We start from the raw sequence: 24935 nt of genomic DNA, 5'->3' as shown, positions 1-24935 counted from the left end.
TTAGACATAGGCGCATTATCTCCTTAATTATTGGTTGTAGGATACTTCTAATTATAGAGATAATTGCGCTTTTTTTGTATCAAAAATAGGACTAGTGATTATCACCAGTCCTAAATAGTATAGAGCCCTCTTTTTACATTCATAAGGGAAGAAGCACGAAACTATGAGAACATATGTGCTACAATAAATGACAAAGAGGTGAGAAAGGTGACTGAATTTAACGCATATATCGGTCGCGCGGGAACTGGAAAATCCCATGCGATGTTAGACGAAATCAAACAAAAAATGAAACAAGACCCTTTAGGTGATCCGATTATTATCATTGCGCCGACACAAAGTACATTCCAAATTGAACAAGACTTTGTGAAAGATCCAGAGTTAAACGGGAGTTTACGTGCAGAAGTCCTTCACTTTGAACGACTCAGTCATAGAATCTTTCAAGAAATCGGTGGTCTGACAGAAGATTACGTTTCAAAAGGTGCTATGGAAATGATGGTCTTTGATATCTTGCAAGACCAACGTAAATCATTAAATTTATACCAATCGCAAGTTAAGTATTATGGTTTCAGTTCTAAATTGACAGAACAAATCCAAGACTTTAAAAAGTATGCGGTCACACCTGACCAATTAGATTTATTTATCGCTGAAAATCAGCTTCAACCGAGAACACAAGATAAGCTGCATGATATTGCGTTAGTTTATCATCATTTAGAAGAACGATTAAAAGGCAACTTTGTTTCTTCAGAAGATACACTTTATAAGTTTGTAGAATGTATGGAAAACTCTGAGTGGTTAAAACATGCTGAGATATACATAGATGGTTTCCATAACTTCTCAACACTTGAGTATTTAATGATTGAAACATTAGTTAAACATGCCAAGTCTGTAAATGTTTTACTGACAACTGATGGCAATAAAGACCCATTTAGTTTATTTAGAAAGACATCATCTGTATTAACGCATTTAGAAGAGATTGCGAATCGATTAAATATTAACTTGAACCAACGTCTGTTTACGACACAATATCGTTTCGACAATTCAGATTTAAACCAATTAGAAACACAATTTGACGCACTTCAAGTTAATCCGCAACCAAACAATGGACACGTTAATATTTTAGAAGCTTCTAATGTACGTGAAGAAGTGAATGCGATTGCGCGAGATATTATTCGTAAAGCACGTGAAGAAAATATTCGCTTCCAAGACGTCGCTATTCTCTACCGTGATGAAGCCTACGCGCATTTAATGGAAAGTGTCATGCCTGAATACGATATTCCATTTAATATTGATACAAAAAAATCTATGACGCATCATCCAGTGATGGAGATGCTACGTTCACTCATTGAAGTTATCGAAACAAAATGGAGTTTTGAACCATTGATGCGCTTATTTAAAACACAAGTGCTGACACGTAAATACGAAGATAGCCGTTACCTTACAGATATCTTAGAAAACTTTGTCTTAGAAAGAGGTATTTATGGAAAGCGTTGGATAGATGACAGCTACTTCAAAATCGAACAATTTAATCAAATGGGCTTAAAGCGCCAACCGATGACAGAAGAAACAGAAGAAGTGTATCGTCGTGTCATTGATTTAAAAGATTTTGTGATGCATCATATTTTAAAATTTGAACAAGCTTTAAGTGAAGCACATACCGCAGTAGAATTTGCGGCTGCTTTCTATAAAGTATGCGAAGCCTTTAATTTACCGAGTCAATTAATGACTGAACGTGATGAGTTAGATTTAGCAGGCAAACATCAACAAGCTGAAGAACTTGATCAAGTTTGGAATGGTTTGATTCAAACATTAGATGATCTTGCGACAGTCTTTGGAGATACTGAAATGTCACAAAAACGCTTCTTAGAATTATTCGATGTCGGCTTAGAACAATTAGAATTCGTCATGATTCCACAAACTTTAGACCAAGTGTCTATCGGTACGATGGACTTAGCAAAAGTAGATAATAAAACGCATGTCTATATTGTGGGTATGAATGACGGCATTATGCCCCAAGCAATCTCTAATTCAAGCTTAATCAGTGATGAAGAGAAAAAATACTTCCAAGAAGAAACGCAATTAGAACTGAGTCCGACAGCAGATATCTTACAAATGGATGAAGCCTTTGTGTGCTATATTGCGATGACACGTGCAACTACTTATGTGACGTTCTCATATAGCTTAATGGGCTTAAATAATGATGAAAAAGAAGCAAGTCCATTTATCCAAAGTATCAAAGATTTATATACGAATTTAGAGGTGCAAAATATCGCCTTTATTGCACAACAAAATCCATTAACGTTAATGGAACACCCACATCAAACAAAAATCAATCTATTTGAAGCTCTTCAAAGTTGGTTGCATCATGAATTAACCGCAGAGTCTTGGTTAGATGCGTATCAAGCAATGATGCATCACGATAAATTGAAACAAGGTTTAAACTATCTGACATCTGCATTGACGTATGATAATAAAACCGTACAACTGAATGAAACACAAACAAAAGATTTGTATGGGTCAACTATTAATGCCAGTGTATCGCGTTTTGAAGGTTACCAAAATTGTCCATTCAAACACTATGCCTCTCATGGTTTACGCTTGAACGAACGTACAAAATATAAACTAGAGAACTTTGATTTAGGAGATATCTTCCATGCGGTTTTAAAATATATTGCGGATAAAGTTCAAGGGGATTTCAAAAACCTGACAAATCAACAGATACGGCAATTAACAACAGAAGCTTTAGAACAAATATTGCCGACAGTGCAATACAATCTATTGAATTCTACTGCGCATTATCGTTATATGTCTCAACGTATCGGTGCGATTGTTCAATCTACATTGACTGCGTTGAAATACCAAGGCAGTTTCTCTAAATTCAGACCTCAAGCGTTTGAAAAATCATTTAGAAGAAAACCGAAAAATCCAGATCAGCTTCAAGCAGAAGCGTTATATACAACACAAGGCATACCGATTAATATCCGTGGCCAAATCGACCGTATTGACACGTATACGAACCAAGACCGCAGTTTTGTGAATATTATCGACTACAAGTCATCAGAAGGCAGTTCAGAATTAGATTTAACTAAAGTGTATTATGGACTCCAAATGCAGATGATGACGTATATGGATGTCGTGCTTCAAAATAAAGAAAGACTAAACTTAGCAGCACAAACTGAACCTGGCGGCTTACTTTATTTCCATGTCCATGAACCACGTGTAAAGTTCTCAAATTGGGCAGATATTGATGAAGAGAAACGTCAAAAAGAATTATTGAAATCCTTTAGATTAAGCGGCTTGGTCAACAATGATCCAGATGTGATTGAGGCAGAAGATTCACGCTTAGAACCTCAATTTACTTCTGATATTGTTCCGTTGAATATGTTGAAAAGCGGCGCATTAGGTAAAAGCAATCCAGTCGCAGATACAGATACAATTTATAAATTTATTGAACATAATAAGCAGAACTTCACACAAATTGCATCTGATATTATGGATGGCCATACGGAGGTCGCTCCGATGAAATATGACCAAAAATTACCGTGTCGTTTTTGTAATTATCGTTCCGTGTGTCATGTGGACGGCATGATTGACAGTAAACGTTATCGTACAGTAGATGAAACGATCAACCCGATAGAATTATTGAAAGTAGCATCAGAAGAAGAGGAGGATGACGCATGATACCAGAAAAACCGAATGATGTGATTTGGACAGACGGCCAATGGAAAAGTATTTACGCGAAAGGCCAAGATACTTTAGTAGCAGCTGCAGCGGGTTCTGGTAAAACGGCTGTATTGGTTGAAAGAATTATTCAACGTATCTTACGTGATGAGGTTGATGTTGACCGTTTATTAGTTGTGACGTTTACCAATTTAAGTGCACGTGAGATGAAGCACCGCGTCGAACAACGTATCCAACAAGCATCTTTAGAAAATCCAAGTAATACACACTTGAAAAATCAACGCGTTAAAATTCATCAAGCTCAAATTTCGACGTTGCATAGTTTTTGTTTAAAACTTATCCAGCAACATTATGATGTGCTAGAAATTGATCCGAATTTCAGAACCAGCAGTGAGGCTGAAAACATCTTACTCTTAGAACAAACTATAGATGAAGTATTAGAACAATATTATGATGCGTTAGATCCAGCCTTTATTGATTTAACAGAACATTTATCTTCTGATAGAAGTGATGACAAGTTCAGAAAAATCATTAAGAATCTGTATTATTTCTCAGTTGCGAATCCACAACCGATGGCTTGGCTGTCATCATTAGTAGAACCTTATAACAATACTGACACTCAAGATGAGTACTTAGACTTATTGATTAATATTGCGAAAGTCTATATGTATACGGCACTTGAAAATTTAAATAAGAGTTACGACTTATACCATGAATTCGCAGGTGTTGAAAAACATTTAGAAGTGGTTGAAGGTGAGCGTGCGTTTTTAGCACGTGCTATGGAAGGAGATGTGTTAAACACTGAGTTAATCAGTGAACATCAATTGCCAAAGCGTTTTCCAAGTATTACCAAGAAGCTTAAAGAAGCGAATGAAGGCTTTGAAGACGGCTTAAAACTCGCAAAATCATATTATGATGACTATAAAGCAGCAGTTGAGAAAGTGAAAAAAGATTATTTCTCACGTTCAGCAGAAGATTTAAAAGCAGATATGCAGACGCTAGCACCTAGGGTAGCGGTATTAGCACAGATTACACAAGATGTGATTGAACAGTTCAGCCTCAAAAAGCGTAGTCGTAATATCTTAGATTTCTCTGACTATGAACACTTTGCGTTGCAAATTTTAATGGATGAAGCAGGGAATCCGACTGAAATTGCACGCCATTACCGTGACCGCTTCGACGAAATCTTAGTGGACGAGTATCAAGATACCAACCGCGTACAAGAACAGATTTTAAGTTGTTTGAAACGCGGCGACGAAACAAATGGTAATCTCTTCATGGTTGGTGACGTGAAACAATCGATTTATAAGTTCAGACAAGCGGATCCTAGTTTGTTTATTGAAAAATACAATCGTTTCAATATAGATGGCAGTTCTGGCATGCGCATTGATTTATCGCAAAACTTCCGTTCTAGACCTGAAGTATTATCTACAACCAACTATTTGTTTAAGCATATGATGGATGAAGCAGTCGGTGAGATTGTTTACGATGAAGCGGCACAATTGTATTTCGGTGCACCGTTTGATGATAGACCGCATCCATTACATTTAAATGTTTTAGTAGAAGAAGCAGAATCTGAACTTACAGGTGATGAACAAGAAGCGGAATATATTGCAGATCAAGTTGAAACCATTTTAAATCAACATGAAGTCTATGACATTAAGAACAAGACTTATCGTAAACCGACGTATAAAGATATTGTGATTTTAGAGCGTGGATATAGTCGTTCTCGTGCATTGCAGCAGGTGTTTAAAGACCGAGATATTCCGTTTCATGTAAATAGTAAAGAAGGGTACTTTGAACAAACTGAAGTCAGACTGGTCTTATCTTTCTTAAGAACGGTAGATAACCCGCTTCAAGACATCTATTTAGTCGGTCTGATGCGTTCTGTTATCTATCAATTTACAGAAGATGAACTCGCAAGTATTCGTATTGTCAGTCCGAATGATGATTATTTCTATCAATCGATTCAGCATTATATGCAGAGTGAAGAAGCGGATGTGCGCTTAGTTCAAAAACTTCAAGACTTCTTAGATGATTTAGCATTTTATCAAGCGTTCAGTTTAAAACATCCGGTCTATCAATTGATTGACCGCTTCTACAATGATCGCTTTGTGATTCAATATTTCAGTGGCTTAATCGGCGGTAAAGGCAGACGTGCAAACCTTTATGGTTTATTCAATAAAGCTGTAGAATTCGAGAAATCCAGCTTCAGAGGACTCTTCCAGTTTATTCGATTTATTGATGAATTAATCGAAAGAGGTCAAGACTTCGGTGAAGAGAATGTCGTTGGTCCGAATGATGATGTGGTACGTATGATGACCATTCACTCTAGTAAAGGTTTAGAGTTCCCATTTGTGATTTATTCTGGATTAAGTAAACAGTTTAATAAACAGGATTTAAGTCAACCAGTGATTTTAAATCAAAAATACGGATTAGGTTTGACTTACTTTGATACTGAACTAGATATCACGTTCCCATCACTTGCCTCTGTGACACTTAAAGCCATTAATGAAAATGAAATCATTTCTGAAGAAATGCGTTTAATGTATGTAGCCTTAACAAGAGCCAAAGAGCAATTATTCTTAATTGGACGTGTGAAGAGCGAACAAGCATTAGATAAAATGGTTGGTACAGCGATTGCAGGAGATAAATTGCCTGTTAGTTACCGTTTGAGTGCGAAAACGCCATTTGAACTGATTTATCCGATTTATGCGAAACATCAATCTCACAGTATTACTAATGATTTGAAATTTGAACAAGATATTAATGATTTAGCATTACCGCTTCAACCTAAAGTAGAAATTCAAATCGATGATTATAGTGATATCAAACCAGATGAAACAGAAGAAGACAAAGAAGATTATCGTACGGTGGCAGATATTATTGATTATCAGTCTGGTCAACCAGAAGTAGAACGTCAAATTGAACAACAATTAGCGTTTGAATATCCATATCAAAAAGATATGGTCAAACCGACGAAACAATCTGTATCTGAATTGAAACGTCAGTTAGAAACAGAAGAAAGCGGCACAAGTTATGAACGTGTCCGCCAATACCGTTTAGGTGCTTCGACTTATGAACGTCCGCAATTTTTACGTCAACATCAAAAACGTAAAGCTAATGAAATCGGAACATTGATGCATACAGTGATGCAGCATTTACCGTTTAAAACTGAGCGTATGACTGAAGATGAATTAGATCAATATATTGATCATTTGATTGAGAAGAATATTATCGAAGATGATGCGAAACAAGACATTCGTATGAAAGAAGTTGTTAAATTCATCAATAGTGATCTTTATATGAAGATTGCGCAAAGTGATCAGATTATGCGCGAAGTACCTTTTGTGGTCAACCAAAGTAAAGTTGATCACGAAATGGATCAAAATGAAGATGTTTCTATTATCCAAGGGATGATTGACTTGATTTACCGACAAGATAATCAGTATTACTTTGTGGACTATAAAACTGACGCCTTTAACCAACGAAAAAGTGAAACAGATGAAGAAGTCGGCGAAAAATTAAAAGCGCGTTATAAAGTACAAATGTACTATTATCAAGCCGCACTTGAGACGATTTTAAACACGAAAGTCAAAGGTTCGCTGTATTTCTTCCAATACGGTGAATTAAGATTAGATGACACTTCGCATTAATTCCAAATGGACAGGGTAGAGATAATTAAGAGGATTAGACGTTTAGTTTGTATTTTCATATTATCACTCCCTATATTTGGAAGTGTTTATTAAATATTTGTTATTTTTCTGAAAATACAGTTATAATGTAAATTAAGATTGAGATGAGGAGCTGATATTGAATGAAATTTTTATCATTCAAATATAATGATGAAACATCGTATGGTGTGAAAGTAAAACGTGAAGAAGCAGCTTGGGATTTAAGAAAAGTTTTCGCAGATTTTGGTGAAGGCGACTTCCATCCTAAGACTTTATTAGAAGGTTTAGAACAAAACCATACATTAGATTTCCAAGAGCAAGTGCGTAAAGCAGTTGTCGCAGCAACAGATAGTCCAAATTCAGAAGACTATAAAGTACAATTTGCAGACTTAGAATTTTTACCACCTGTGACACCGCCGAACAATGTGATTGCATTCGGACGTAACTATAAAGAGCATGCGGATGAATTGAATCATAGTGTAGAACGCTTATACGTGTTCACAAAAGCAGCATCATCTTTAACAGGTGATGAATCAACAATTCCTAACCATAAAGATATTACAGATACATTGGATTATGAAGGTGAATTAGGGGTTGTTATCGGTAAATCAGGCGAGAAAATTCCTAAAGGTTTAGCATTAGACTATGTATACGGTTATACAATCATTAACGATATCACAGACCGTACAGCACAACGTCAACAAGACCAAGCCTTTTTATCTAAAAGCTTAACTGGCGGTTGCCCAATGGGTCCTTATATCGTTACTAAAGATGAATTACCGACACCTGAAGACGTAAATATCGTCACAAAAGTAAACAATGAAATTCGTCAAGATGGCAATACAAGTCAAATGATTCTTAAAATTGATGAATTGATCGCAGAAATCTCTAAATTTGTTGCTTTACATCCAGGTGATATCATTGCGACAGGTACACCATCAGGTGTTGGGGCAGGTATGAATCCGCCTCAATATCTACAACCTGGTGATGAAGTTAAAGTTACAATCGATAATATCGGTACTTTAACTAACTTTATCTCTAAAGAAGAAGAGTAATTAATAATTATCATGCTTTTTAATTAAGCATATTATTATAATAAAGCCCGAGTTGAAATGAATTTGTTTCAACTCGGGTCTTTTAATATCCAAAATAGAAAAATTAATTTTCACTTAAAGTTTAAAAGCAATAAGAAAAGCTCATCACATGTAGTGACGAGCTTTAAATAGTTTATTAATTACCAATGCCGAATAGGCTTGAGATTGGTCCTTCTGGTAAGATAATGCCTAATGCCATTGTGATAATGATTAGAACAATCGTACCCCAGAATAAACCTGTGTGTGAAACTGAACGTTCTTTACGGATTAATGTCACTTCCATTAAAGCAACAACTGCGATACCGCAAATCATTTTTAATGTGAGTAACATATGTGCACTACCTGTTGCAGTAGCGAATTCTACAACAACTTGCCACACACCACTGAATAAGATCAGTACTAAGAACAAACGTAATGCCATGTGCAACGGTTTGTAAGCTTTCTTAGGTGCACCGGGTGATTTAAAACTGAAATAAGCTGCGATAAATAAAATGATACCGATGACCCAGCTGAAAATGTGTAAATGTAACATGTAACTTCCCCATTTCTTCAATATTCCGTATCTATGATAACATATAACCTTAGCTTAATTATAATGATTATAATTATTTTGAATTTATTTTTGAATACTTGATGGTTTTATGGATTTTCTCTAAATAATATATATTATTTAGATTGCGCTTTATAACCCACCATATTAATAATATCTTTAGGTGAACTATAAGGCGGCGCATAAGCTGGTTCAAATTCAGTTAGTTCATCAATGGTCATATTGTTTTGCATGGCCATAGATAGTACATCAATACGTTTATCTGCACCTGCTTTACCGACTGCGGCAGCGCGTAAAATACGACGTGTATCTTTGTCGAAATAGACACGTAAATGGACACGTTCTGCGCCAGGGAAGTAGCTGGCATGGTTGTATTGTTCATTTTCAGTCATACCATAATTAAAGTGTTTCAATTCGTTTGGTGAGATACCGACACTCGTTAAAGTATAATCAAAGAATTTCACCGCATTTGCGCCTAAGAAGCCTTTAAATGGCGGAGCACTGTTTAAAGCGATATGTTGTGCTACAATGCTGGCAGCACGATGTGCACCCCAAGCTAGCGGTACACGTGTTGGTAAGTCAACATGACGATAATAGTAAGAGGCAATGTCGCCAATCGCATAAATGTCTTCAAAGTTCGTTTGGAAGTATGCGTTGACAGGGACATAACCATCGTCATCTAATTTGATGTCAGTATCTTTAAATGATTCATTGTTCGGTACAATTCCGAGACCTTCAATAATCATGTCGAAGTCTTCTTGTTTACCTGATTTGAAGTGCACCGTTTTACCCTCTACAGTGTCAATTTCTTCATTGAGTCGATAATCAATTTTGCGTTCATCCATCGCATCGAAAATCACTTGGTTCATATCTTGATCCATGAATTTATTGACTTTATCTGAGCGGTGGATTAATACCGTTTCTAAACCGTGATGATATAAGTTTTCTAAGACTTCTAATGAAATGTAGCCGGCACCGACAATCAGCACCTTTTTAACATTATTTTGTTTAATGTAGTTTTCAATCGCATCTGTATCTTCTAGGTTACGTAGTGTAAAGGCCATATCAGTGTCCAGTGGGAGTGAGTTTGCGCGACAACCTGGACTTAAAATTAATTTATCGTAATTGTCTGTGAATGTTTCGCCAGTCTCTCTGTTTTTGACTGTCACTTCTTTTTTAGAAGGATCAACATGTGTGACTTCGTGATAGACATGTGCATCGATATCTTTTTGTTCTTTTAAACCTTCAGGTGTGTAATTGAGCAATTGCGAACGATCTGGAATAATACCGCCTAAATAATAGGGAAGACCACAGTTCGCAAAAGTCACATCGCGATCTTTCTCATACACCGTTATCTTATAGTCTGAATTTAATCGGCGTAATTGGCTTGCGACTGTTGCGCCGCCAGCGACACCGCCGACAATAATAATATGTGTCATGTTTTTACCTCCAATATGATGTAATAAAAAAACAAGGTTGATACAAAGTGTCATAATAGATTGTCTTTAAAACACTTGCAAACCTTGAATTGATAAGATTTATATTAACAAGAATGCACGTTTGCGTTTTCTTGATAAGGAATATTTAAACTGAAAAAGTCATTTAAATAACGGCCGATACCGTCTTGGTTGTTAGAATAAGTTGTTTCTTTTGCGATGTGTTTCAGTTCATCTAAGCCGTTATCCATCGCTACGCCATGTTTCGCGTATTTAATCATTTCGGTATCGTTATCTTCGTCGCCGAAAGCGATAATGTGATTACGGTCTACACCGAGTGCATCTTTCACACTATCAATTCCTCTCGCTTTACTTATACCCCGTTTAACAATCTCTATAACTGGGAATGGCGCACCCCAGCGGCGATGTTCAATACTTTCTGCGAAGAAACGTGACAACATTTGTTTTACTCTTGGAATCATATGCTCTTCGGCTTCGATTAAAATAGAAGTCGGTGATTCATTTAATTGGCTGACGATATCTCCAGTCTCAATTTTAGGATTGCCCATAGAGAAACCTTCGAATAGATGTTCATCGTACGTATCGATAAAGACATGGTCTTTTACTTCTGCGATAATATTTTTTACCTGCATATTACGTAATGCGTCAATAATACTTGAGGCCAAGTCTGGATCTAATGTCTCATGTGTGACAGGGAAGTCAGCATCTGTCGGATTATGAACATAGGCGCCATTGAAGTTGACAATCGGCGTATTTAAGCCTAATTGGTCATAATAAGGACGACTGGCTCTGAAAGGTCTGCCTGTCGCAATCATGATATGGTGGCCTTGTTCTTTTAACGTTTGTAAAACTTTAAATGTATATGGTGAAATTTCTTTTTCATCGTTTAATAATGTTCCGTCTAAATCTAAACAAATTAAATAAGGTTCCATAGTATAATCTCCTTGTGCTTAAGTTGATAAATAAATCTAAATGCGGTTTGACGCATGAAATGGATGAATTGAGTATAAACACTGCTCAATCTCCTTATATGAAACATTGTCTATAAATAGGCTGATTCATTTTTTTGTGAATGTATTCCTATAATAGCATTTTATTGGAGTTTTGTCGGATATTTGATATATTGATAATAACCATAATTGCATAAAAGAGGTGAATATAATGGATGAAGCATTAAAAGATAATATCTTAGGTGCATTAGAAAACGTAATTGACCCTGAGCTCGGCATTGATATCGTCAACTTAGGTTTAGTATATAAAGTCAATCTCGAAGACGATGGTTTATGTAAAGTAGAGATGACACTAACATCAATGGGTTGTCCTTTAGGACCGCAAATTATTGAACAAATCAAAATGGCGCTTGCAGAAATTCCAGAAATTCAAGATACTGAAGTGAATGTTGTTTGGAATCCGCCATGGAATAAAGATATGATGTCACGCTATGCGAAAATCGCTTTAGGCGTGAGCTAAGAGATATCATGCCAATGATATAAGAAATGAAACGACTTATTTGTTTAAAGCTAATGAAAAATAGCTGAAGACGATAAGTCGTTTTTTTTATCCCGAATTGTACTTGTTCACAAAATTGTTATAAATGAGTTGTGCGATTCATGCTAAATAAAAGATTTATTCAAATAACTATAAAATATCTTGATATTGCAAGAATATTACATTAATATTACAATTGGTAATTATGACACTCACGTGTTCTGTCACATACATAGAGCACAATGAACCACGCAAAATCTTAAATCAGAAAGAAAGGTAAATGCATGACTAATTTGAAACGCAGTTCAGCTCAGAACAGTGCATCACCTGAAAAACCTAAAAAAATGAACTATATGCCTGGTTTAGATGGGTTAAGGGCAATTGCTGTGCTCGGTATTCTTATCTACCATTTAAATAAACAATGGCTTTCAGGCGGATTTCTTGGTGTAGATACGTTCTTTGTTATTTCTGGATATTTAATCACAAGTCTTTTATTAATAGAACATCATCAAACAGGAACGATCAGTTTAAAGCGCTTCTGGTACAGACGTATTAAACGTTTGATTCCAGCAATGTTATTTGTGGTCAGTGTAACTACGATATTCACGTTGTTATTCCAAAGAGATGAAATACTTCGTGTTAAACAAGATGCGATTGCGGCTATTTTTTACGTCTCTAACTGGTGGTATATCGCTAAAGATGTCAATTATTTCGACCAATTTTCATTTGAACCTTTAAAACATTTATGGTCTCTTGCGATTGAAGAACAATTCTATTTATTCTTTCCTTTAGTTTTGATTTTATTACTGGCTAAAGTTAAGAAACATAAACAAATTGTATTGATATTTTGGATTATCTCATTAGCTTCATTATTAGCAATGGTGTGGATTACACATCCTGGCATGAACTTCTCACGTGTGTACTTCGGTACAGATACACGCTTGCAAACGTTATTACTCGGTGTCATTCTTGCATTTTTATGGCCGCCGAACCGTTTGAGAAAAGATCCACCACTTGCGGTACGTATGTCAGTTGATTTGATGGGAGTTATCTCATTAGCAATTTTAATGGCTTTATTTGTCGTTGTAGAAGACCAAAGTTACTGGATTTATAACGGTGGTTTCTACTTGATTTCAGGGATTACACTCTTCTTAATTGCAAGTGTGGTACATCCGAGCGGCTTATTAGCACGCTTTATGGGCAATCCATTATTTGTATATATCGGACAACGCTCATATAGTTTATATTTATGGCATTTCCCAATTATCGTATTATTGCATCGCTACTTTGTAGCAGGACAAATTCCAGTATGGGTGTATGTCGTAGATGTTGTTTTAACATTCATTATGGCCGAAGTGTCTTATCGTTATGTTGAAACACCATTTAGAAAACAAGGCTTCAAAATGTTGTCATTTAGAACGAAATCAAAACGTATTTGGGTTCATTGGCTGGCATTATTAGTCATTGCGATTCCGTTTGCGGTAATTTTAGCAGGTGTCTTTGATCATTACGGTAAAGATAAAACTGCGGATAAAGCGACTCAATTCAATACAAATTCAATTGATAAATATGTGGTACGCCCAGTGCCGTATGGCAAAATTGATTTCTTAGGCAATGGCGGCGGTAAGCAGCCAGAAGAACAAGTTGAAGTATACAATAAAGTGAAACCTTTATTAATCGGTGACTCTGTTATGGTAGATATTGGTGAACGCTTTAAAGAACAAGTACCGCATTCAGTCATTGATGGTAAAGTCGGACGTAATATGTACCAAGCTAAACCATTAATCGAACAAAATTACAGTCACTATAATAAAAAAGGCGACCAAGTCATTATTGAATTAGGTACGAATGGTGACTTCAATAAAGAACAATTAGATGATGTCATCGCATCATTCGGTAAAGCGGACATCTATTTAGTCAACACACGTGTGCCGCGTTCTTATGAAGGACACGTTAACCAATTGATGAAAGAAGCGGCTAAAGAACATAAAAACGTTAAACTCGTAGATTGGTATAAACGTTCTGCAGGACATCCTGAATACTTCGCATATGACGGTATTCATTTAGAGTATCCAGGTGTTAAAGCATTATCTGATGAAATCATTAAAACAATGGGTCTCAGTAAAAAAGACAAGTAAATAGAAACGAATACAAGAACTGAAATCGGAAAATGAACGCTGATTTCAGTTCTTTTCTTATATTTAGAGTGAGTTTGTTATAGGTAAAAGTTTTGTGGTAAAGCATATGAATAATGATTTAAAAAGAAGAGAAAAATTTACTGAAACGAAGCGTTATAAGTTGAAAAATAAAGGGTCGATGCTCTATACTATGTATAAGGTCAAAGAAAGTCAAAGTCAAAAGGACTTGCAAGCATACTGAGTAACAGAGGTGAAGAGAATGGATGCAAATAAGATGACCTATGCCGTGCAAGAAGCGTTACAACAAGCGATTCAACTTGCACAAGACTATGAACAACAAAATGTAGAAATAGAAGCGGTGTTATTAGCTGCCTTAAAAGAAACAGATAGTTTATTTAATAGTGTATTAGAACGTGCCAATATTGATACGAGTGAGTTAGCGAACGCATATGATTCAAAATTAAAACGCCATGCGACAGTTAAAGGCGATAATATTCAATATGGTCAATATATCGGCAATGAAACCAATACGCTTTTTAATAAAGCAGAAGCTATTATGAAAGACTATGATGATGAGTTTGTATCAATGGAACATGTGTTGTTAGCAGCCATGGAAGTTGATGAGACAACTAAATCATACGTCGGAAATAAAAATGAAGTAATCAAAGAAATTATTAAGAAGATCAGAGGAGGAAATCACGTGACATCACAAAATCCAGAAGCGAACTATGAAGCACTTGAAAAATATGGTCGTGATTTAGTAGAAGAAGTCCGACAAGGAAATATGGATCCAGTTATCGGAAGAGATGAAGAAATTCGTAATACGATTCGTATCTTAAGTCGTAAAACGAAAAATAACCCTGTCTTAATCGGGGAACCAGGTGTCGGTAAAACTGCGATTGTTGAAGGATTAGCACAACGAATTGTGAAAAAAGACGTGCCGGAATCCTTATTAGATAAAACAATCTTCGAATTAGACTTAAGCGCATTAGTGGCTGGTGCAAAATACCGTGGTGAATTCGAAGAACGCTTAAAAGCAGTCTTAAAAGAAATTAAAGATGCTGACGGTCGTATTATTCTCTTTATCGACGAATTGCATATGCTAGTCGGTGCAGGTAAAACAGATGGTGCGATGGATGCAGGCAACATGTTGAAACCGATGTTAGCACGTGGTGAATTACACTGTATCGGTGCAACAACTTTAAATGAGTATCGTGAATATATTGAAAAAGACTCAGCATTAGAACGTCGTTTCCAAAAAGTAAACGTGTCTGAACCTGATGTAGAAGATACGATCTCTATTTTACGTGGATTGAAAGAACGCTATGAAGTGTATCATGGTGTACGTATTCAAGACCGTGCATTAGTTGCTGCGGCAGAATTATCAGATCGTTATATCACAGATCGTTTCTTACCAGATAAAGCAATTGACTTAGTAGACCAAGCATGTGCGACAATTTGTACAGAAATGGGTTCTAACCCAACAGAACTCGACCAAGTCAACCGTCGTGTAATGCAGTTAGAAATTGAAGAAAATGCGCTACAACATGAATCAGACAGTGTCAGCCAACAACGTTTGAAAGAACTTCAAGAAGAGCTTTCAAATGAAAAAGAAAAACAAGCAGCGTTACAATCTCGTGTAGAACAAGAAAAAGAAAAAATTGCGAAACTACAAGAAAAACGAGCAGAGCTTGATGAAAGCCGTAAAGCATTAGAAGATGCTGAAAATAACTATAATCTTGAAAAAGCAGCGGAATTGCAACACGGTAAAATTCCTCAATTAGAAAAAGAATTACGTGAATTAGAAGATGCGTTCCAAGATGATCAAGTTGGTGATGAAGAACGTATTATCCGTGAAATTGTGACAGATGAAGAAATCGGAGATATCGTCAGTCAATGGACAGGTATTCCAGTTACAAAATTAGTGGAAAGTGAACGTGACAAATTACTACACTTAAACGATATCTTGCATGAACGTGTCGTAGGTCAAGATAAAGCCGTTGATTTAGTTGCAGATGCGGTTATCAGAGCACGTGCAGGTATTAAAGACCCTAACCGTCCAATCGGAAGTTTTTTATTCCTAGGACCAACAGGTGTCGGTAAAACAGAGCTTGCGAAAGCTTTAGCTTCTAGCTTATTCGATTCAGAAAAACACATGATTCGTATCGACATGAGTGAGTATATGGAAAAACACTCTGTCTCTCGTTTAATCGGAGCGCCTCCAGGCTATGTCGGTCATGATGAAGGCGGTCAATTAACAGAAGCAGTGCGTCGTAATCCTTACTCAGTTATCTTATTAGATGAAGTAGAAAAAGCACACTCTGATGTCTTCAACGTGTTATTACAATTATTAGATGAAGGTCACTTAACAGATTCTAAAGGCCGTAACGTAGACTTCAAAAACACAATCATCATTATGACAAGTAACATTGGTTCGCAAATCTTACTTGAACAAGTGAAAGAAACAGGTGTAATTACAGAAGACACAGAAAAAGCAGTCATGAATAATTTAAATCAATTCTTCAAACCTGAAATCCTGAACCGTATGGATGATATTGTATTATTCCGCCCATTATCAGTAGATGACATGAGCTTGATTGTAGAAAAAATCTTAGCAGAATTGAATATCCGCTTATTAGATCAACGAATTTCAATTGAAGTGTCAGACGCAGCGAAAAAATGGTTGGGTGAAGAAGCATATGAACCGCAATTTGGTGCGCGTCCATTAAAACGTTTTGTACAACGTCAAATTGAAACGCCATTAGCACGTATGATGATTAAAGAATCATTACCAGAAGGTACAACAATTAAAGTTGACTTAGATGATGATGGTTTACAATTTGATGTAGAAAAAGCACAAATATAATGATTAATATAAAGAAACAGCCGTATCGCATTTGATACGGCTGTTTTCATACATAAAAAATCCAGCAAGAACTTTTGCTGGATGCGAAATGCGGGCTGTTATTGTTTACTGTCTTCTTCTGCAGCAGATGGCTTAATAGGTTTCATTAGTGCGTCTAAAGCAACGATAGCAAGTGTAAAGACAACTGCTAAAACTAATGGAAGAACCATATCTAATGTTCCGCCGCCGGCTAAACTGTTTAACACGAAGTTAACCATTTGAAGCAGCAAAACAGACCAGAATAGTACCATAATGTATTTCATCTGTTGTGCCTCCATATTTCATCTTTAGTTCAATTATAAAATAGAGTGATTGCTTTGTATAGTGAAATCAGGAAATTCGACACAAGAGCCAAGTTGTAGAAGATGAAACAACATCACATTTATTGTGATACGCGCGTTCAAATATTATAATAGTGTAAGCAATGTCATGATGGATACGAATAAAGCACTTGTATTCAAAAAGTAGAATATGATAAATTAATACCTGGTATTAAAATTATTTTTAAGAAGGTGTAGAACCATGAATGTGGGTATTAAAGGTTTTGGAACTTACGTTCCAGAAAAAGTAGTAGACAATGCCTATTTTGAATCGTTTTTAGAAACATCTGATGAATGGATTTCTAAAATGACTGGAATCAAAGAACGTAGATGGGCAGGCGAAGACGAAGAAACATCAGATCTTGCTTATGAAGCAAGTGTGAAAGCAATTGAAGATGCAGGAATTAAACCTGAAGATATAGATATGGTAATTGTCGCAACATCAACAGGAGACTTCCCGTTTCCAACTGTAGCTAATATGTTGCAAGACCGTTTAGGTTTAGGAAAAGTTGCGACGATGGATCAATTAGCAGCATGTTCAGGATTTATGTATTCCTTGATTACTGCCAAACAGTACATACAGTCAGGTGACTATCATAATATTTTAGTAGTCGGTGTGGATAAACTTTCTAAAATTACTGATTTAACAGATCGTTCGACTGCTATTTTATTCGGTGATGGTGCAGGTGCAGCAGTAATCGGTGAAGTATCTGAAGGACATGGTATCTTAAGCTACGAAATGGGTTCTGACGGCAGTGGCGGCAAGTATTTATACTTGAACCACGATAACGGCAAAATCTTTATGAATGGTCGTGAAGTGTTTAAATTTGCGGTTCGTATTATGGGAGAAGCTTCTCGTAATGTAGTGGATAAAGCCGGATTAACTGCTGATGATGTCGATATGTTCGTACCGCATCAAGCGAACATCAGAATCATGGAATCTGCTCGTGAACGCTTAGGTATTCCAAAAGAAAAAATGAGTGTATCAGTAGATAGATTCGGCAATACTTCAGCGGCTTCTATTCCGTTAAGTATTGGACAAGAACTCGAAAACGGCAGAATTAAAGACGGCGATGTCTTAGTGCTAGTCGGTTTCGGCGGCGGCCTGACTTGGGGCGCAATTACATTAAGATGGGGAAAATAGGAGGATAAGGTATGAGCAAAGAGCAACGCGTTGTAATTACAGGAATTGGCGCATTATCTCCATTAGGAAATGATGCAGAAACGTCATGGGAAAACGCTTTAAAAGGTGTTAACGGAATTGATGAGATTACTCGTATTGACACATCTGATTACAATGTTCATTTAGGCGGAGAATTAAAAGACTTCAATGTTGAAGATTATATTGATAGAAAAGAAGCACGTCGTATGGATCGTTTCACACAGTATGCGGTAGTAGCGGCACGTGAAGCGGTACAAGATGCGAAGTTGGATATTAATGATAAAACAGCTGACAGAATCGGTGTATGGATTGGTTCAGGTATCGGAGGCATGGAAACTTTCGAAGTGGCACATAGCCAATTGTTAAATCGTGGACCACGCCGTGTCAGTCCGTTCTTCGTACCAATGTTGATTCCTGATATGGCAACAGGCCAAGTATCAATTGATTTAGGTGCTAAAGGACCAAACGGTTCAACAGTGACAGCTTGTGCAACAGGTACTAACTCAATTGGTGAAGCATTTAAAATTATCCAACGCGGTGATGCAGATGCGATGGTAACTGGCGGTAGTGAAGCGCCGATTACACATATGGCAATTGCTGGATTCAGCGCAAGCCGTGCGTTATCTACAAACAATGACAAAGAAACAGCATGTCGTCCATTCCAAGAAGGCCGTGATGGCTTCGTAATGGGTGAAGGTGCAGGTATCGTAGTGCTTGAGTCGTTAGAATCAGCACAAGCACGTGGTGCGAAAATTTACGCTGAAATCGTTGGTTATGGCTCAACAGGTGATGCGTATCATATCACTGCACCAGCGCCTGAGGGTGAAGGCGGTTCTCGCGCAATGAAAGCTGCGATGGATGATGCAGGTATCGAACCGAAAGATGTACAATACTTAAACGCACATGGTACAAGTACACCAGTAGGTGACTTGACTGAAGTTCTTGCGATTAAAAATACATTCGGCGATGCTGCGAAAAACTTAAAAGTCAGCTCAACTAAATCAATGACTGGCCACTTATTAGGTGCTACAGGTGGTTTAGAAGCTATCTTCTCAGCACTTTCTATTCGTGATAGTAAAGTTGCGCCAACAATCCATGCGGTAACACCAGATCCTGAATGTGATTTAGACTTCGTGCCAAATGAAGCACAAGACTTAGACATCACATATGCGATGAGTAACAGTTTAGGTTTCGGTGGTCATAACGCAGTTTTAGTATTGAAAAAATTTGAAGACTAATTTTAAATAGACCTAAAAATAAGCCAGATGTTTGGACTCTAAATCAGAGTGCAAATATCTGGCTTTTGTCTTTCCTGAAAATACAATTGTATTTTGTGCAGGAGCATTCATATTGAATATACAGATGCGATAGTGTAACAAAACGAATGGATTTTTCAGGTTTAATATACAAAAAGACATGCGATTATTACTATATTTCACTGAAAACCCTACAATGAACGTATTAAATTAATAAGAAATACAAAAAATAGATAAATAACTTATGTTAAATTTTCTTGTTTAGTACTAAAAATTTAGATTTTGTCAATGATGTATAATATGTGAAAAGTTTCCTTTGTATATCCTGAATAGACAATTGAAATTAAGTGGTAAATAAAACTAGCAATTAAATAGGTAGAAAAAACGGCAAAGTGAAATCACTCTGCCGTTTTTTTGTGGTTAAAAAGTGAAAGTCGCCAGCAAACATAAAATGACATAAACCACATTGACTAAAGTTAAATAGATCGTCCAACGTTCTACAATATAGACCTCTCTTTTAACTTGTTTAGGATTAATAAATTCATCATCAACATGTGCTTTACGATGTTTGGCACTAGACATTTGGTAGCGCAAACGCCTGAAACCATAGCTTGTCGCATCAAAGATACCATCTTGAACTAAGATGAAAACGAAGCCGACAATAAAAAGCATCATACTGACAATGAATAAGATGTCGATAAATTGGGTCCACGTATGTTCGCGAAATAGCCAAATAATCAAACTTAAAACAGGTGAGAATATTGCCCAGAAAATCCATCGGAAATGTTTATTCATATCACGATTACCTCTCGATTCATTAAAAATTTAAAAGTAATTCATCAGCATTTATTTAGTAATAACTATAAAGTTTTTTTAATAGAAATACAAGAAACAAAAAGCACGTAATCTATTGATATTGCTATATTTGTTACACATGTGTGACGGAACTTTTTGTTATAACATTTAAATTATTCAAAAAATTGTGTTGATTTTAAATGTAAAGTACCGATATACTAATATTAAAATATTTCTGATAATTAGAAGGGAATGTTTAATTTGAATCTATAAGGGGGATTGTCAATGCTTAGATATATACTCAAGCGTTTTGGGTACATGCTTATTTCTTTGTTTATCATTATGACTATCACTTTCTTCTTAATGAAATTGATGCCAGGTTCACCGTTTAATGATGCAAAGTTAAGCGCAGATCAAAAGGAGATTTTGAACGAGACCTACGGTTTGAATGATCCAGTCATTGTACAATATTTGCACTACTTAAAGAACGTAGTCACAGGAGATTTTGGGGTTTCATTCCAATATCATAACCAACCAGTGTGGGATTTAATTCAACCTCGTTTGATTCCGTCAATTGAAATGGGACTTGCGGCGATGGTCATCGGGATTGTTTTAGGATTGATTTTGGGTGTTGCAGCAGCAACAAAACAAAATACATGGGTGGATTACTCAGCGACAGTTATTTCAGTTATCGCTGTTTCAGTACCATCATTCGTATTAGCAGTATTATTACAATATGTGTTCTCAGTAAGATTAAGATGGTTCCCAGTAGCAGGTTGGGAAGGTATTTCAACAGCTATTCTGCCATCACTCGCACTTTCAGCAGGCGTACTTGCGACAGTCGCACGATACATACGAGCGGAAATGATCGAAGTGCTGAGTTCTGATTATATTTTACTTGCGAGAGCCAAAGGGAATTCAATGATGCGTGTGCTATTCGGCCATGCATTACGAAATGCGTTGATTCCAGTTATCACAATCATCGTGCCGATGTTAGCTGGAATTTTAACAGGGACACTTACAATCGAGAATATCTTCGGGGTTCCAGGACTAGGGGATCAGTTCGTAAGATCGATTCAAACGAATGACTTCTCTGTCATTATGGCAACCACTCTTTTATTCAGTACGTTATTCATCGTATCGATTTTCATAGTGGATATTTTATATGGAATTATCGATCCGCGTATTAGGATACAAGGAGGTAAGAAATAATGGCAGAAGACAAAAAACAACACTTGCATGGAGATTACTCCAATGCAACGTTATCACATACGACAGATGGCGAGAATGCGCCTGACTTTATCTTAGTAGAACAAGATATTGATAAAGAACCAGAAATTCAACGTGAAAGTAAAAACTTCTGGCAAGATGCTTGGAGCCAATTAAGACGAAATAAACTTGCAGTAGTCGGGATGATCGGATTAATTTTAATCATCATCATGGCACTTGTCGGTCCTTTAATCAGCAGCCATGATTATGCTGAACAAGATGTAGACCGCAGAAACTTACCAGCAAAAATACCTGTCTTAGACAAAATACCTTTCTTACCGTTTGACGGTGTAGGTGCAGATGGCAAAGACGCATATAAAGAAGCTGGTGTGAAAGAGAACTTCTGGTTTGGGACAGACCAATTAGGCCGTGACTTATGGTCACGTACTTGGCAAGGTGCACAAGTATCATTATTCATCGGTGTTGTTGCCGCCGCATTAGATATCTTTATCGGTGTAGTTTACGGGGCAATATCCGGATTCTTTGGAGGACGAACTGATGACGTCATGCAGCGGATTATAGAAATCATCGCTTCTATTCCGAACTTGATTGTCGTAATTTTATTCGTATTGATTTTCGAACCTTCAATTTGGACAATTATTTTAGCAATGGCCATTACAGGATGGATTGGCATGAGCCGTGTTGTTCGTGGTGAGTTCTTAAAATTAAAAGGACAAGAATTCGTATTAGCATCACGTACATTAGGGGCTTCTAAAGGGAAATTGATTTTCCGTCATATTTTACCAAATACATTAGGAGCAATTGTTGTAACTTCAATGTTCACAGTACCAAGTGCAATTTTCTTCGAAGCATTCTTAAGCTTCATCGGTATCGGTGTACCAGCACCTAAAACATCACTTGGTTCATTAGTAAATGACGGACGCGCGATGTTATTGATTCATCCACATGAATTATTTATTCCAGCATTGATTTTAAGTTTATTGATTTTATTCTTCTACTTATTCAGTGATGGATTACGTGATGCATTCGATCCGAAAATGCGTAAATAAGGGAGGCAAAAAGGATGTCAGATAAAATATTAGAAGTAAACGACTTGCATGTCTCCTTTGATATTGATGCTGGAGAAGTGCAAGCTGTACGTGGTGTAGACTTTTATTTGAGAAAGGGAGAAACCCTTGCGATTGTAGGTGAATCAGGTTCTGGTAAATCAGTGACAACGAAAGCACTGACAAAACTCTTCCAAGGAGATGCTGGCCGAATTAAAAAAGGCGAAATTTTATTCTTAGGTGAAGACTTAGCACAAAAACCTGAAAAAGAATTAATCAAATTAAGAGGTAAAGACATCTCTATGATTTTCCAAGATCCGATGACGTCGTTAAATCCAACGATGCAAATAGGTAAACAAGTGATGGAACCTCTGATTAAACATCGTAACTATAGTAAATCACAAGCAAAAAAACGTGCGCTAGAGATTTTAGAAATGGTAGGTTTACCAAACGCGAAACAACGCTTTAAAGCTTATCCTCACCAATTCTCAGGTGGGCAAAGACAACGTATTGTCATTGCGACAGCACTCGCATGTGAACCAAAAGTATTAATCGCAGATGAACCGACAACAGCATTAGACGTGACAATGCAAGCACAAATTTTAGACTTGATGAAACGTCTGCAACAAAAAATTGATACATCAATTATTTTCATTACGCATGACTTAGGTGTCGTCGCAAATATCGCAGACCGTGTTGCAGTTATGTACGGTGGACAAATGATTGAAAGAGGAGAAATTGATGAAATATTCTATGACCCTCAACATCCATATACTTGGGGACTGTTATCTTCAATGCCTGACTTAGAAACAGGTAATGATATTGAATTAACAGCAATCCCAGGAACACCGCCAGACTTACTGCACCCACCAAAAGGAGATGCATTCGCACCACGAAGTCAATATGCATTAGATATCGACTTTGAAGAAGAGCCGCCATGGTTCAAAGTATCACCGACACACTTTGTGAAATCATGGTTGTTAGATGAAAGAGCGCCGAAAGTTGAACCGCCAGAGCTTGTGAAACAACGCCAAAGAAAAATGGCGAATAAGTTTGATAAACCACAACGACAAGAGGGGGTGGCGTTCAATGAAGGATAATCGTGAACAAAAATTTAACGAATCAAATACAGCGCTAGAGCAACAAAAAAATATTGAACAAGAACAAAGGGAAACAGCTGAACAACGTCATCAAGAACCGTCACAAGAAGTGTTGCTTGAAGTTAATAACTTAAAACAATACTTTAATGTCGGAAAGCGTAATGAAGTTCGTGCTGTTGAAGGTATCTCATTCAAGATATTCAAAGGGGAAACATTCGGCTTAGTAGGAGAATCTGGTTGCGGGAAGTCAACCACTGGTAAAGCCTTAATTAAGTTGAATGATGCGACAGCTGGAGAAGTTTATTACGAAGGGGTTAACATACAAGATATTAAAAAGCGTAAAGATATGTTGAAATTCAATAAGAAAATCCAAATGATTTTCCAAGATCCATACGCTTCATTGAACCCGAGATTAAAAGTGATGGATATCGTTGCAGAAGGTATTGATATTCATAAATTAGCAAAGAATACGAAAGATCGTAAAAAACGCGTATATGACTTATTAGAAACAGTAGGTTTAAATAAAGAACACGCAAACCGTTATCCGCATGAGTTCTCTGGTGGACAAAGACAACGTATCGGTATTGCACGTGCTTTGGCAGTTGAACCAGAATTCATCATCGCAGATGAACCGATTTCAGCGCTAGACGTTTCAATTCAAGCACAAGTGGTCAACTTATTGTTGAAACTTCAACGTGAGAAAGGTATTACTTTCTTATTCATTGCCCATGACCTATCTATGGTGAAGTATATTTCAGATAGAATTGCGGTTATGCATTTCGGTAAAATTGTAGAATTAGGGACTGCGGATGAAATCTATAATCATCCTTTACATCCTTACACACAATCTTTGCTATCAGCAGTACCTCAACCAGATCCTGAAAGTGAACGTACAAGAACACGTATTGTCTATAAAGAAGATGCTGAAAAGAATGATGAACGTTCATTACAAGAAATCAATCCAGGACATTATGTCTTTGTGACAGATGAGGAAGCGCAAGAATTAAAACAAAGATTACAACAAACAGTGTAAGGGGGATAA

The 24935-nt window shown here is 36.7% G+C and carries 17 protein-coding genes; 12 read left to right on the top strand and 5 right to left on the bottom strand.

The genetic code is table 11. The features are described 5' to 3' along the window. Positions 1 to 207 precede the first annotated feature (207 nt). From addB to KRR19_RS01670, 3 genes are all read left to right on the top strand, one after another. Positions 208 to 3678, top strand: a complete 3471-nt coding sequence (gene addB, locus KRR19_RS01680) for a helicase-exonuclease AddAB subunit AddB (RefSeq protein ID WP_107540184.1) — start codon at positions 208 to 210, stop codon at positions 3676 to 3678. Further along, positions 3675 to 7334, top strand: coding sequence for a helicase-exonuclease AddAB subunit AddA (addA, locus tag KRR19_RS01675; protein ID WP_216733408.1), 3660 nt, complete (start codon positions 3675 to 3677; stop codon positions 7332 to 7334). The genes addB and addA overlap by 4 nt, the downstream gene beginning before the upstream one ends. Positions 7335 to 7495: 161 nt before the next feature. Further along, positions 7496 to 8407 carry a fumarylacetoacetate hydrolase family protein gene (locus tag KRR19_RS01670; protein WP_002481875.1) on the top strand — a complete coding sequence of 304 codons (912 nt, stop codon included), beginning with the start codon at positions 7496 to 7498 and terminating at the stop codon, positions 8405 to 8407. A 175-nt stretch (positions 8408 to 8582) separates the two neighbouring features. Here KRR19_RS01670 and KRR19_RS01665 read toward each other — a convergent pair whose 3' ends face one another. The 3 genes from KRR19_RS01665 to KRR19_RS01655 all read right to left on the bottom strand — a co-directional run bounded on the left by KRR19_RS01665 (position 8583) and on the right by KRR19_RS01655 (position 11385). Then, positions 8583 to 8978: a YisL family protein gene (locus KRR19_RS01665; RefSeq protein WP_002481876.1), complete on the bottom strand. Its 396-nt coding sequence runs from the start codon at positions 8976 to 8978 to the stop codon at positions 8583 to 8585. Between the two features lie 134 nt (positions 8979 to 9112). Continuing rightward, positions 9113 to 10435 (bottom strand): CoA-disulfide reductase, encoded by a 1323-nt coding sequence (locus KRR19_RS01660; RefSeq protein ID WP_156666992.1) that lies wholly within the window; start codon positions 10433 to 10435, stop codon positions 9113 to 9115. A 104-nt stretch (positions 10436 to 10539) separates the two neighbouring features. Further along, positions 10540 to 11385, bottom strand: coding sequence for a Cof-type HAD-IIB family hydrolase (locus KRR19_RS01655; protein ID WP_002481878.1), 846 nt, complete (start codon positions 11383 to 11385; stop codon positions 10540 to 10542). 229 nt (positions 11386 to 11614) lie between these two features. Between KRR19_RS01655 and KRR19_RS01650 the strand changes: the two genes are divergently transcribed. The 3 genes from KRR19_RS01650 (at position 11615) to clpB (ending at position 16945) form a co-directional block, all read left to right on the top strand. Continuing rightward, positions 11615 to 11923 carry a metal-sulfur cluster assembly factor gene (locus KRR19_RS01650; RefSeq protein WP_002481879.1) on the top strand — a complete coding sequence of 103 codons (309 nt, stop codon included), beginning with the start codon at positions 11615 to 11617 and terminating at the stop codon, positions 11921 to 11923. A 302-nt stretch (positions 11924 to 12225) separates the two neighbouring features. Next, complete coding sequence (locus KRR19_RS01645; RefSeq protein WP_083309968.1) at positions 12226 to 14079, top strand: acyltransferase family protein; 1854 nt, start codon at positions 12226 to 12228, stop codon at positions 14077 to 14079. A gap of 259 nt (positions 14080 to 14338) precedes the next feature. Further along, complete coding sequence (gene clpB / locus KRR19_RS01640; protein ID WP_216733407.1) at positions 14339 to 16945, top strand: ATP-dependent chaperone ClpB; 2607 nt, start codon at positions 14339 to 14341, stop codon at positions 16943 to 16945. Between the two features lie 98 nt (positions 16946 to 17043). Here the strand turns inward: clpB and KRR19_RS01635 are convergent, their stop codons facing one another. Then, a complete protein-coding gene (locus KRR19_RS01635) occupies positions 17044 to 17247 on the bottom strand; it encodes a YjzD family protein (RefSeq protein WP_002481935.1) in 204 nt (67 codons plus the stop codon). A 259-nt stretch (positions 17248 to 17506) separates the two neighbouring features. Between KRR19_RS01635 and KRR19_RS01630 the strand changes: the two genes are divergently transcribed. Together KRR19_RS01630 and fabF are read left to right on the top strand one after the other, a co-directional pair. Then, positions 17507 to 18448 (top strand): beta-ketoacyl-ACP synthase III, encoded by a 942-nt coding sequence (locus KRR19_RS01630; RefSeq protein WP_023015800.1) that lies wholly within the window; start codon positions 17507 to 17509, stop codon positions 18446 to 18448. Between the two features lie 11 nt (positions 18449 to 18459). Further along, positions 18460 to 19704, top strand: a complete 1245-nt coding sequence (gene fabF, locus KRR19_RS01625) for a beta-ketoacyl-ACP synthase II (RefSeq protein ID WP_002481937.1) — start codon at positions 18460 to 18462, stop codon at positions 19702 to 19704. 438 nt (positions 19705 to 20142) lie between these two features. Here the strand turns inward: fabF and KRR19_RS01620 are convergent, their stop codons facing one another. Further along, complete coding sequence (locus KRR19_RS01620; protein WP_107578737.1) at positions 20143 to 20517, bottom strand: DUF3899 domain-containing protein; 375 nt, start codon at positions 20515 to 20517, stop codon at positions 20143 to 20145. Positions 20518 to 20802: 285 nt separating this feature from the next. On the opposite strand from KRR19_RS01620, the gene opp3b reads away from it, so the two are divergent. From opp3b to KRR19_RS01600, 4 genes are read left to right on the top strand one after another with little or no spacing between them, the layout of a single operon-like run. Then, on the top strand, positions 20803 to 21729 hold the full coding sequence (opp3b, locus tag KRR19_RS01615) for an oligopeptide ABC transporter permease (protein ID WP_023015802.1): 927 nt from the start codon (positions 20803 to 20805) through the stop codon (positions 21727 to 21729). Continuing rightward, on the top strand, positions 21729 to 22796 hold the full coding sequence (gene opp3C / locus KRR19_RS01610) for an oligopeptide ABC transporter permease (protein WP_002481941.1): 1068 nt from the start codon (positions 21729 to 21731) through the stop codon (positions 22794 to 22796). Before opp3b ends, opp3C begins: the two co-directional genes overlap by 1 nt. Before the next feature lie 14 nt (positions 22797 to 22810). Beyond that, positions 22811 to 23893 (top strand): ABC transporter ATP-binding protein, encoded by a 1083-nt coding sequence (locus tag KRR19_RS01605; protein ID WP_002481942.1) that lies wholly within the window; start codon positions 22811 to 22813, stop codon positions 23891 to 23893. Further along, the gene (locus tag KRR19_RS01600) at positions 23883 to 24926 is read left to right on the top strand and encodes an ABC transporter ATP-binding protein (RefSeq protein WP_023015803.1); all 1044 of its coding nucleotides are present in this window, start codon (positions 23883 to 23885) and stop codon (positions 24924 to 24926) included. The genes KRR19_RS01605 and KRR19_RS01600 overlap by 11 nt, the downstream gene beginning before the upstream one ends. The last annotated feature ends 9 nt before the right edge of the window (positions 24927 to 24935 follow it).

The sequence above is a fragment of the Staphylococcus sp. CWZ226 genome, assembly GCF_018986355.1.
Taxonomy (GTDB): Bacteria; Bacillota; Bacilli; order Staphylococcales; family Staphylococcaceae; genus Staphylococcus; species Staphylococcus simulans.
Note: the sequence above shows the minus strand (reverse complement) of the source record. Positions and strands in the feature narration are given on the sequence as shown.

Coding starts and splice junctions, on each gene's coding strand:
- addA (WP_216733408.1), top strand. CDS start 3,675: ATGATACCAGAAAAACCGAATGATGTGATTTGGACAGACGGCCAATGG.
- KRR19_RS01670 (WP_002481875.1), top strand. CDS start 7,496: ATGAAATTTTTATCATTCAAATATAATGATGAAACATCGTATGGTGTG.
- KRR19_RS01665 (WP_002481876.1), bottom strand. CDS start 8,978: ATGTTACATTTACACATTTTCAGCTGGGTCATCGGTATCATTTTATTT.
- KRR19_RS01660 (WP_156666992.1), bottom strand. CDS start 10,435: ATGACACATATTATTATTGTCGGCGGTGTCGCTGGCGGCGCAACAGTC.
- KRR19_RS01655 (WP_002481878.1), bottom strand. CDS start 11,385: ATGGAACCTTATTTAATTTGTTTAGATTTAGACGGAACATTATTAAAC.
- KRR19_RS01650 (WP_002481879.1), top strand. CDS start 11,615: ATGGATGAAGCATTAAAAGATAATATCTTAGGTGCATTAGAAAACGTA.
- KRR19_RS01645 (WP_083309968.1), top strand. CDS start 12,226: ATGACTAATTTGAAACGCAGTTCAGCTCAGAACAGTGCATCACCTGAA.
- clpB (WP_216733407.1), top strand. CDS start 14,339: ATGGATGCAAATAAGATGACCTATGCCGTGCAAGAAGCGTTACAACAA.
- KRR19_RS01635 (WP_002481935.1), bottom strand. CDS start 17,247: ATGAAATACATTATGGTACTATTCTGGTCTGTTTTGCTGCTTCAAATG.
- KRR19_RS01630 (WP_023015800.1), top strand. CDS start 17,507: ATGAATGTGGGTATTAAAGGTTTTGGAACTTACGTTCCAGAAAAAGTA.
- fabF (WP_002481937.1), top strand. CDS start 18,460: ATGAGCAAAGAGCAACGCGTTGTAATTACAGGAATTGGCGCATTATCT.
- KRR19_RS01620 (WP_107578737.1), bottom strand. CDS start 20,517: ATGAATAAACATTTCCGATGGATTTTCTGGGCAATATTCTCACCTGTT.
- opp3b (WP_023015802.1), top strand. CDS start 20,803: ATGCTTAGATATATACTCAAGCGTTTTGGGTACATGCTTATTTCTTTG.
- opp3C (WP_002481941.1), top strand. CDS start 21,729: ATGGCAGAAGACAAAAAACAACACTTGCATGGAGATTACTCCAATGCA.
- KRR19_RS01605 (WP_002481942.1), top strand. CDS start 22,811: ATGTCAGATAAAATATTAGAAGTAAACGACTTGCATGTCTCCTTTGAT.
- KRR19_RS01600 (WP_023015803.1), top strand. CDS start 23,883: ATGAAGGATAATCGTGAACAAAAATTTAACGAATCAAATACAGCGCTA.